This window comes from Mycobacterium sp. KBS0706, assembly GCF_005938675.2.
GTDB lineage: Bacteria > Pseudomonadota > Alphaproteobacteria > DSM-16000 > Inquilinaceae > Inquilinus.
In genome coordinates this window covers 1-9,961 of sequence record NZ_VCCH02000162.1, presented here as the reverse complement: position 1 = coordinate 9,961, position 9,961 = coordinate 1, and the positions used below count along the sequence as shown (strand labels likewise).

Sequence of the window (9,961 nt, the reverse complement as noted above, 5' to 3'; positions counted from 1 at the left end):
GGAGCGGAAGCAGCGCCCGAGTCGGCTGTATGACCGCTTCGAAGGAAAGCGGTCATGCCGGCTGCGTCGCCGACGGGCGCCAGGCAACACGCGCGGGCACCCAATCATTCATTAGATTATCTAATAAACCTTATCGAATCCAGCTGCCTAATCAAAAAATGGGATCGAAGCTAGAGTCCGGCCGGCTCCGAGGCACTAGAAGGAAACGACGATCTTGAACTCTTGGCAGTATCTGTTGGTGTCCATTACGGTCGCCGTTGGCAGTGTTGCAAGCCCTTTATCGATGGCCCAACAGGCGAACAGGCCGGAGCCCCTCACTATCCAAGAGCAAGGCAGCTTCGCCGTCGGTGGGATGGTGCTGCAGACCCCCGGCACCTACAACAACAACGCGCCCTCCGCGGCAGGACAGAGCCTGCACGGCGACCATCTCTACGCGTTCTATCAGGTGCCGCAGAATCCAAAAGCGCTGCCCATCGTCATGCTGCATGGCGCCTATCAGTCGGCGCGCAGCTGGGAGACCACGTCGGACGGCCGCGAGGGATTCCAGAACATCTTCTTGCGCCGGCACTTCCCGGTCTATCTGGTCGATCAGCCGCGCCGTGGACGGGCGGGCAACAGCACAGTCGCCGCGACCATCGAGCCCACGCCCTATGACCAACTGTTTTTCGACCAGTTCCGGCTCGGAAAGTGGCCGAACTACTTCGACAACGTCCAATTCGATCGCAAGCCTGAGACGCTGGACCAGTTCTTCCGCTCGGTAACGCCCAACACCGGCCCTTACAATGCAGGCGTGATCTCGGATGCCATGTCCGCGCTGTTCGCGAAGATCGGTCCGGCGATCCTCTTCACACATTCACAGGGTGGCGGTCCGGGCTGGCTGACGGCGATCAAGAATCCCAACGTCAAGGCGATCGTCGCTTTCGAGCCGGGCAGTGGCTTCATCTTCCCCGAGGGCGAACTGCCCCCGGCGATGTCGAGCGCAGCCGGCACCTTGTCGCCCGAGGCTGTACCGCTCGCCAATTTCGAGAAGCTGACCCGCATCCCGATCGTCATCTACTACGGCGACAACTTCCCGGTCGAACCGACCAAGGAGCGTGGGCAGGACAACTGGCGCGTCCGGCTGGCAATGGCCAAGCTGTGGGTGGCGGCCATCAACAAGCATGGCGGCGATGCCCGGCTGGTGCACCTTCCGGAGATCGGAATTCGCGGCAATACGCACTTCCTGATGTCCGACCTGAACAATGTCCAGATCGCGGATCAGGTCTCGCAGTTCCTGGCCGAGAAGAAACTGGATTGATCCGCCTGCGCCGACGTTCGGCGCCTCGCGAGCATCGCGGCGCCTGCGGATCGAAGATTGGAGTTCGAAATGACCGATGAATTCATCAACAGGGAAAGGCGCGAGTTTCTCGGAGCCGCGCTTGTTCTCTCCGGTGTAATAGTGGGAGTTCCCGCGATGACCAGTGCCACCGCTGTCGCAGCCGACTACAAGCAGAATCCGTTCACCCTGGTCTATGACGGGGCGATCACGAAGAATGAGCCGGGCAAAGTCAATATTCACCCGGTTGCCTACAAGCTCAATGGCCTGGATATTGTGGCCAACGTCTACACGCCAGCAAACTACGATCTGAGCCAAAATCATCCTGCGATCGTCGTGGCGCACCCGAATGGCGGGGTTAAGGAACAGGTCGCGGGCCTGTATGCCCAGCACCTGGCGGAACAGGGCTACATCACGATCACCGCGGATGCCGCGTATCAAGGTGGGGGCGGCGGCGAGCCGCGCAGCGTGGACAAACCCCAATTCCGCATCGAGGACATCCACGGCATGGCGGACTTCATCACCCGCTATCCGGGCGTCGATGCCGCGCGTCTCGGTCTCTTCGGCATCTGCGGTGGCGGCGGCTACTCGTTGGCGGTGGCAAAGACCGACAAGCGCTTCAAGTCGATCGCGACGCTGAGCGTGTTCAATTCCGGGCGGGTTCGTCGCAATGGCTATGTGGATTCACAACTGGCGACCATCCAGGACCGTCTGCAGCAGGCGTCGAACGCCCGCGCCCAGGAGGTGGCGGGCGGGGAAATTCTCTATGCGGGCGATGCCAATCTGACGGATGCGCAAATCGCCGCCCTGCCGTTCGATCTCTATCGACAGGGATACGAGTACTACTGGAGGACGCACGCGCACCCCGGCTCGACCTTCAAGTACACCATGAGCAGCTTGCTTGACCTGATGCGTTGGGATGCGACCGACCAGATCGAACTGATCGACAAGCCGCTGCTGATGATCGCCGGCAGCAAGGCCGACAGCCTGTATATGAGCGAGGACGCATTCGCCAAGGCCACCGGCACGACGGACAAGGAATTTTTCAAGATCGACGGCGCCACCCACATCGAAACCTATTGGGTTCCCAACTACGTGGATGCGGCAATGGGCAAGCTGACGCCGTTTTTTGCCCGGACCCTCGTTTCCGACCGCTCGTAGCTCGCTTTCCGATGAGGCATCCAACAAGAGGCGTCAACAATATGGCGCCAGCTTCTGTGCCGGGCGCCATCCCCAATCTCCGAGGACTCATCCATTGAAGAAGCTCACGAGAAATTTGTTCGTCGCAGCCAGCCTGCTTCTTTCCGGAGGAATATCCACCATGGCCAGTGCGCAGAGCCAGCCCCCCGCCACGTCCGACGCGGCACCTGCTCAGCAGCAGTCGCGCGCGCAGCAGCTGATGGGCGACATCGCGCCCAAGCTCGCCGAACTGACCGACGACGTGTTGTTCGGGGATATCTGGGAGCGGCCTGGCCTCGCCAAGCGCGACCGGAGCCTAATCACCGTCGCGGCGCTGGTGGCGCTCAACCGCCCTGAACAGCTCCGCTCCCACATCGCGCTCGCGCGCCGCAACGGCGTGACCGAAGAGGAGATCGTCGAAACGATTACCCAGCTCGCTTTCTACTCGGGCTGGCCCAACGCGATCACCGCGGTCGGCGTTGCCCGCGAGGTCTTCAAAAATTGACGGGGTAACCGGGCCACGCGGAGACCAGCAAATCGAAGGAGTGAGATGAAGTCCCTTGCTGCAACAATCGTTTCCATTGTCCTGTGCGCGTCGGCGGCGTCGGCCCAGTCCAATCAGATGATCACCGTCACGCGTCCAGGGTCGCAGCCATCCGCTGCGGGTCCTGCCGAAAACTTCACCGGCTCGGTCCGCGTCGACTCCCGCTTCCAAGGCACTGCGCCCGCCCGTATCGGTGGCGGCATCGTGACATTCGAGCCCGGCGCCCGCACGGCCTGGCATAGCCATCCGCTTGGCCAGACCCTCATCGTCACGGCGGGCGTCGGCCTTGTCCAGGAGTGGGATGGCCCGGTTCAGGACATCAGGCCGGGCGACATCGTGTGGATCCCGCCAGGCGTGAAGCACTGGCACGGGGCCACCTCGGCCAACGGCATGTCGCACATCGCCGTCTCCGAAGCGCTCGACGGCAAGGCGGTCGAGTGGATGGAGCAGGTCACGGAAGAGCAGTACCGGCGCTGACCGCCGTTCGCATGAGGCGCCATGGGGCGCAAAGGTGGGCTGCAAGGTCCGCCTCAGCCCCCAATTTCCGAACCCCGAGCGAGATTCGTTCACGATGAAAGTTGCGAAGTCCCTTGTCTTTGCCGCCTTGACCGCTGGCGTCGTCCTTGCTGTCGGCTGGCAGGGGTATGCCGAGACCAACCGCGTCAAATTTCCAGAGAATCTCGATCGGTTGGTCCACTATACGACCGTCAGGCGCGGCGATGTGACCGAGCACATCATGACGACGCCCGAGGCGATGGAGGCCATCAAAGGCGGGCGGCCGCCCCCGGCCGGTACGCACTTCGTTCTGGTCGACTATCGCGATGGCGAACTCTACCGGTACTTTGTCATGGAGAAGGGCGAGGGTTTCGGCGCCGACTATGACGAGGGCCGCCGTACGGCCGACTGGCAGTTCCAATGGTTCTGGCCGGACAAGTCGGTCAACATGAATGAGAACACGGCTCGCTGCCAATCCTGTCATCGTAGCCAGGAGGGAAGCGATTACCTCTATACCGCATATCGCATTCCCAGATTCAACGGCACGCCGGTCGAGTGAAGCGAAAGGACCGCGCCTTGAATTCCGTGTTCCTGTTGCGGCTGGCGTTCGATTTCGTCGCTGCCGGCCTTCTGCTGTTCGGCCTCTCGTATTGGTGGCTCGGCAACACGGCCCACGAATTGGCCGGGACTGCGATGTTCCTGCTGCTCGTGGTCCACAACGTCTTCAACCGGCGCTTCTACGGCACGATCGCCCGGGCCCGGCGGGAAGCACGGGGACTGGTCAATATCGCCGTCACCTTGGCGTTGCTCATCGCCATGGTGGTGCTGCTCATCACCAGCGTGCTGATCTCCCATGCGTTGTCCGGCGTCATGTCGCCCTATGGCGGCTTCACCGTGCGGCAGATCCATACGCTCGCGGCCTACTGGGTTCTCGTCGTCGTCGCCATCCATCTGGGCCTGCGCTGGCCGCTGATCATGGGCGTGGCGCGCGGCCTCCTCGGCATCTCCAAACCAAATGCGGCGCGATCCCGGACGCTGCGGCTGGCCGCCGCCGCCATCGCGGTTCACGGAGTATGGAGCTCGTTCGAACTTGGCCTCGGCACCAAGCTCGCCATGCAGGTGACGCTCGATTGGTGGAATTTCGAAGAGTCGGTTGCTGGCTTCTTCGTCCACTGCGTCGCGATCGCCGGGCTCTACATGGTCCTGACCCACTACGCCATGAGATGGGTTCAGCACCGCAAGCGCGGGACCGCCCGACGCGCTCTCAGTTTCCGCGGTGGCGGAGCACATCCACCAGCAGCGACAGCGCGGGTGAAGAGTGCCGGCGACTCGGGTAATAGAGATGATATCCCGGAAAATACGGGCACCAGTCTTCCAGAACACGTATGAGCCGTCCCTCGGCGACATAGGGGAGCACCTGGTCTTCCGGCATGTAGGCCACGCCGAGACCATCCAGGGCCGAGCTGAGCCGCAGGCCGAGATTGTTGAACACAAGCTGCCCTTCGCCCCGCACCTTGACCTCGCGACCGTCTTTCTCGAGACCCCACGGAAACAGTCCGCCATAGGTCGGAAGCCGCATGTTGATGCACTTGTGCGCGGTCAGGTCCTGCGGGGTCTGTGGAGGCGGATGCCGCTCGAAATAGGCGGGAGACGCGACGACGGCCATGCGCATCTCCGGACCGATGCGGACAGCAACCATATCTTTCGCGACCTGCTCGCCCATGCGGACGCCGGCGTCGTATCCCTCGGCAACAATGTCGGTGAGGCCATAGTCGACGATGATCTCGACATTGACGTCCGGATAGTCCGGCAGGAACCGCTTCAGCGCGGGCTGCAGGATGGAAATCGCCGGATGCTCGCCGGCCGTGATCCGGACGGTGCCGGCCGGCTTCTCGCGCAACTCGCTGAGCATGGCGAGTTGCACCTCGATCTCTTCGAACCTTGGCGCGACGGTCTGCAGGAGACGCTCGCCGGCTTCGGTCGGCGCCACGCTGCGGGTCGTGCGCGTGAGGAGCCGAAGTCCGAGGCGCTCCTCCAGCGCGCGGATGGTCTGGCTGAGGGCGGATTGAGTAACTCCCAGCTTTGCTGCGGCCCTGGTGAAGCTCCGCTCCTTCGCGACGGTGGCGAAGGCGGCGAGATTGTTGAAGTTTTCGTGGGCCATTCATTATTCCATCTAATATCGACATGTCGATTATAGCGCCTAATCGCTGACCGCTGCGAACGCTATATTCGCCGCATCCAGACCCACAGATCGCTGAAAAAGCAAGCAGGTGCGTTGCCCTGGCATCAAATTATGCAAATCAACAGAATTGGGCGTCACCCTCTCGGCAAATCTTCGGGCCCGCATTGCGCTGAAACAGAAATCAACACCGCTTTGTCACGCATCACCATGCAGGGTGACCGTTACCCCCAAGCCTTCAGGCTCGGGTCGGGGCGGTAACGGCTATTTGGTAATTGCACAGAGAGCTCTTCGGAAGGAAAGCAGATGACGACCTGGTTGATTACAGGCTGCTCGACGGGTCTGGGAAAGAGCCTAGCTCGAGCTGTCCTCGACGCCGGCTTCAACGCCGTCGTCACGGCGCGTGACGTCCACGCCGTGCAGGATCTCGCGTCCGCCTACCCCGAGATCGCCGTGGCCGCCGCGTTGGATGTGACGAACCAAGCCCAGGCCGAAAGCGCCGCCAAGCTGGCGGAGGAGCGCTTCGGATCCGTGGACATTCTCGTCAACAACGCCGGCTACGGCTATCGCGCGGCCGTTGAGGAAGGCGATGACAACGAGGTCGCAGCCCTCTTTGCCACCAATTTCTTCGGCACCGTGTCGATGATCAAGGCGGTCCTCCCGGGCATGCGCGCACGCCGCAGTGGCACGATCCTCAACGTTTCCTCGATCGCCGGCCGATTGGCTGCACCTGGCTCAGGCTACTACTCGGCCAGCAAGTTCGCCGTCGAGGGCATGTCGGATGCGCTTCGCAAGGAGGTCGCTCCTCTCGGGATCCGCGTCACAATCGTCGAGCCCGGAGCCTTCAGAACGGACTTCGCGGGCCGCTCCCTGCAGCAGGCCAGGGCCAGCATCGCCGATTATGCCTCGACCGCCGGACCGAGGCGGAAAGAGAACGACAAGACGCATGGCACCCAGCCGGGTGACCCTGAGCGCGCGGCCCAGGCGCTGATCAAGCTTGTCACGGGGTCAGAACTTCCCGCCCGGCTTTTGCTCGGAAGCGACGCCGTCAGGATCGTCTCTGGCGAACTCGACACCCAGCGGCACGAAATCGAAACCTGGAAAGACGCCAGCATCAGCACCGACTTTCCGGCCGGCTCGTGACATCGGCACACACCCGCCTTCCGTAGCGCCGATACGAACCATGAATGGAGAAGAGCAATGAAGACACGCAGGCTTGGAAACGACCTGGAGGTGTCGGCGCTTGGCCTCGGATGCATGGGCATGACAGGCGTCTATGGTCCGGCCGTCGAGAAGGCCGATATGATCAAGCTCATCCGGGATGCGCATGATCGCGGCATGACGTTCTTCGACACGGCCGAGGCCTATGGCCCGTTCGCCAACGAGGCGCTGCTCGGCGAAGCGTTGCAGCCGATCCGCGACGAGGTCGTCATCGCCACCAAGTTCGGTTTCGACATCAACCTGGAGACCGGCGAGCGCTCTGGTGGGACCAACAGCCGTCCCGAGCACATCAAGGCCGTGGCGGAGGCGGCGCTCAAGCGCTTGAAAACGGACCGCATCGACCTGTTCTACCAGCACCGCGTCGATCTCAATGTGCCGATCGAAGATGTCGCCGGTGCCGTCAAGGGCCTGATCGCCGAGGGCAAGGTCAAGCACTTCGGCCTGTCGGAAGCCGGCGTCCAGACCATCCGCCGAGCCCATGCCATCCAACCTGTGACGGCGCTCCAGAGCGAATATTCGCTGTTCTGGCGCGGACCGGAGGCGGAGCTGCTGCCCGTGCTGGAGGAGCTCGGCATCGGCTTCGTTCCGTTCAGCCCGCTGGGTGCCGGCTTCCTGACCGGCAAGATCGATGAGACCACCAAATTCGGCGCGGGCGATTTCCGCAACCTGGTGCCCCGCTTCTCGGCGGAGGCTCGCAAGGCCAACATGGCGCTGGTGGATGTGATCAAGGGAGTCGCGGATCGCAAGGGCGCGACGCCGGCGCAGGTCGCGCTCGCCTGGCTGCTGGCGCAGAAGCCCTGGATCGTGCCGATCCCCGGCACCACCAAGTTGAACCGCCTCGAGGAAAACCTCGGCGCGATCGATCTGGAGCTGACGGCCAACGATCTCGCCGAAATCAACGCCGAGGCATCCAAGATCGAGGTCCAGGGCGAACGCCTGCCTGAAGCCGTGCTGAAGATGACCGGCCATTAGGAGCAACGGAGACGGCCGTCCCGCTTTCACCGCAGGGCGGCCGTGCGAGCACCGCCTAACCGACAAACCCCAGACCTAATACAGATGGCCGCCTTCGCACTTCAATCCGCCTGCCTGGCGCTGTCGCTGCTCTCGGTTTCTTCGTTCGCAGAAGCAAAGGAGAACAAGTTCTTGCTCTCTGACAATCAGGCTGCCGAACTCGAAGAAGCTCGGGGAACCCATTTGAGATCCAGCAACAGCATAGGAGATCTTCTCGATCACCCAGCGTTTGCTCGGTTCGGTCGGCTGATATTGCCGTGGGATGGCCGCGCCTATGATGCCGACATGCGGCTCGACGACATCGGCTCGCTCCTGCCCTATCACAGTCATGTCGATCCCGACACCGTCGTGGACGCGCTGAACCACATGATCGACGATATAAACAATGGAGAAACCGTATTCTACGACATCTACACGGATGCGCAGAAGCGGGAGCAACCGGCAAAGGAAAATGCGGGCCTATTCTTCTTCCGCGGAAGACCAGGAGCGCCCTTTGCGATCATAGCTCCGGGTGGCGGATTTTCCTATGTCGGATCCGTTCACGAGGGCTTTCCCTATGCCGTTGAGATCAGCAACCGGGGATACAATGCCTTCGTCCTGAAGTACCGTGCAGGGTATGGCGGCAAGATCGCCACGGAAGACTTGGCTGCTGCCGTCTCCTATGTTCTCCGCAACGCCGAAGGGCTCGGAGTCAGCACCAAGAATTACTCCCTCTGGGGCAGTTCGGCCGGCGCCAGGATGGCGGCCGCAATCGGTTCACATGGCATCGCAGCTTTTGGGGGCGACGAGGTTCCAAGACCCTCAACCGTGGTGATGGCCTATACCGGTCACTCGGACCATACCTCCGATGAACCGCCCACCTTTGTCGTCGTCGGCGAGCAAGACGGCATCGCGCCTCCATCCGCCATGGAGCGGCGCGTGGATGCCCTGCGCCGGGCCGGCACGGAGGTCGAGTACCGCACATACGAGGATCTCGGCCACGGCTTCGGGCCGGCCACCGGCACCAGCGCCGAAGGATGGATCACCGATGCCATCCGGTTCTGGGAGAAGCTCGTCACAACCGGCGGCGCGCGATAGGGGGAGCAACCATGGACGAGTCTCAGCTCGTGTCGCTGGTCGTCGGGCGACAGGGCACAAGGTCCGCCCGTTGGCGCGCGATCCGGGAAAGCTTCGGCCGCGACCTGGTGTGGACGTCGTCGTCGGTGATCCGACGCGCCCTGGATCCATGGTGCCGGCCGTCGATGGAGTCGACGCCGTCGTCTTCGCGCGTGGCCGCAAAGCTGCGGATACCGGAAGGAACGACTTCCAATCTCGATCGTCCGCATCGAGCCGACTGCGGACCGCGCAAAAGGAAGGCCTCTCGCTGCGCCTCATGACCGCTCAGGGTCGAGTGCGGTCAGGTCCGCTTTCCGGAGCCGAGGGCGACGGCGGGTTTCGGGCGCCCCGCCGTCAGCCCGGCCGTCCGAGAAGAAGTGATCACCGGACCATTCGACCTTCGATGCCGAGAGGCGGCTTGGGGTCGCATGCGGCCATGTCCGCTTTCCGGAGCCGGGGTCGATGGCCGCTATCGGGATGCCTCCCGTCGGCCGAGCTGAACGCAAAGGGCGGAAAGCGGAAGTCATGCCACACGCTGCTGAACGACCGCTCCGCACGAAAGCAGACGTCCCGGTCTCGGTGCCAGAATCTGGAGACGATTCCGTCAACGGCGATATCGGTGCCTAGCGGCCAGCATCGAGCTTCACGTTGATGCTGGCCGCTAGGTCAAAGTCCACACGGTGGATATGGACTCCGATATAGCGGCCGCGCTAGAGCACGAAGTCGCCGGCGAAGAGGGTAAGGTTTCCTGTGAGCTGGATGTGGAAGTCGGAGACGCCGTCGCCATTGATGTCGCCGGCGATGGTGGTGACCCCCGGAGCGTTGTTGACGGCACGCAGCTGGCCGGCGACACCGGTGAAGAGGCCCGCGCCGATGAAGGTGAAAGCCTGGTCACCGGCGACCCCGGTGTTGGCGTCGATGC

The 9,961-nt window shown here is 62.7% G+C and carries 11 protein-coding genes and 1 pseudogene; 10 read left to right on the top strand and 2 right to left on the bottom strand.

The genetic code is table 11. The annotated features are described in order from the left end of the window. Positions 1 to 214: 214 nt before the first annotated feature. The 6 genes and pseudogenes from FFK22_RS39400 to FFK22_RS44620 form a co-directional block, all read left to right on the top strand. Complete coding sequence (locus tag FFK22_RS39400) at positions 215 to 1,297, top strand: alpha/beta fold hydrolase (protein ID WP_306770244.1); 1,083 nt, start codon at positions 215 to 217, stop codon at positions 1,295 to 1,297. 69 nt (positions 1,298 to 1,366) lie between these two features. After that, positions 1,367 to 2,476, top strand: a complete 1,110-nt coding sequence (locus FFK22_RS39395; protein ID WP_138893335.1) for an alpha/beta hydrolase — start codon at positions 1,367 to 1,369, stop codon at positions 2,474 to 2,476. 94 nt (positions 2,477 to 2,570) lie between these two features. Continuing rightward, a complete protein-coding gene (locus tag FFK22_RS39390) occupies positions 2,571 to 2,999 on the top strand; it encodes a carboxymuconolactone decarboxylase family protein (protein ID WP_138893334.1) in 429 nt (142 codons plus the stop codon). A gap of 45 nt (positions 3,000 to 3,044) precedes the next feature. Further along, positions 3,045 to 3,515 (top strand): cupin domain-containing protein, encoded by a 471-nt coding sequence (locus tag FFK22_RS39385; RefSeq protein WP_138893333.1) that lies wholly within the window; start codon positions 3,045 to 3,047, stop codon positions 3,513 to 3,515. Positions 3,516 to 3,609: 94 nt separating this feature from the next. Beyond that, on the top strand, positions 3,610 to 4,092 hold the full coding sequence (locus FFK22_RS39380; RefSeq protein ID WP_138893332.1) for a cytochrome P460 family protein: 483 nt from the start codon (positions 3,610 to 3,612) through the stop codon (positions 4,090 to 4,092). A 134-nt stretch (positions 4,093 to 4,226) separates the two neighbouring features. Then, positions 4,227 to 4,487, top strand: a pseudogene (locus FFK22_RS44620) (DUF4405 domain-containing protein); the annotation flags it as partial. Between the two features lie 310 nt (positions 4,488 to 4,797). Here the strand turns inward: FFK22_RS44620 and FFK22_RS39370 are convergent. After that, positions 4,798 to 5,694 carry a LysR family transcriptional regulator gene (locus FFK22_RS39370; RefSeq protein WP_138893331.1) on the bottom strand — a complete coding sequence of 299 codons (897 nt, stop codon included), beginning with the start codon at positions 5,692 to 5,694 and terminating at the stop codon, positions 4,798 to 4,800. Between the two features lie 324 nt (positions 5,695 to 6,018). Between FFK22_RS39370 and FFK22_RS39365 the strand changes: the two genes are divergently transcribed. The 4 genes from FFK22_RS39365 to FFK22_RS44930 all read left to right on the top strand — a co-directional run bounded on the left by FFK22_RS39365 (position 6,019) and on the right by FFK22_RS44930 (position 9,691). Further along, positions 6,019 to 6,855 carry an oxidoreductase gene (locus tag FFK22_RS39365; RefSeq protein WP_138893330.1) on the top strand — a complete coding sequence of 279 codons (837 nt, stop codon included), beginning with the start codon at positions 6,019 to 6,021 and terminating at the stop codon, positions 6,853 to 6,855. A gap of 57 nt (positions 6,856 to 6,912) precedes the next feature. Next, positions 6,913 to 7,905 carry an aldo/keto reductase gene (locus FFK22_RS39360; RefSeq protein WP_138893329.1) on the top strand — a complete coding sequence of 331 codons (993 nt, stop codon included), beginning with the start codon at positions 6,913 to 6,915 and terminating at the stop codon, positions 7,903 to 7,905. 84 nt (positions 7,906 to 7,989) lie between these two features. Next, positions 7,990 to 9,021 carry an alpha/beta hydrolase gene (locus tag FFK22_RS39355; RefSeq protein ID WP_138893328.1) on the top strand — a complete coding sequence of 344 codons (1,032 nt, stop codon included), beginning with the start codon at positions 7,990 to 7,992 and terminating at the stop codon, positions 9,019 to 9,021. After that, positions 8,972 to 9,691: an NAD(P)H-binding protein gene (locus tag FFK22_RS44930; protein ID WP_138893327.1), complete on the top strand. Its 720-nt coding sequence runs from the start codon at positions 8,972 to 8,974 to the stop codon at positions 9,689 to 9,691. The genes FFK22_RS39355 and FFK22_RS44930 overlap by 50 nt, the downstream gene beginning before the upstream one ends. A gap of 58 nt (positions 9,692 to 9,749) precedes the next feature. On the opposite strand, the gene FFK22_RS43505 is transcribed toward FFK22_RS44930, so the two are convergent. Then, a partial coding sequence (locus FFK22_RS43505) for a hypothetical protein (RefSeq protein WP_221939211.1) occupies positions 9,750 to 9,961 on the bottom strand: 212 nt, incomplete at its 5' end.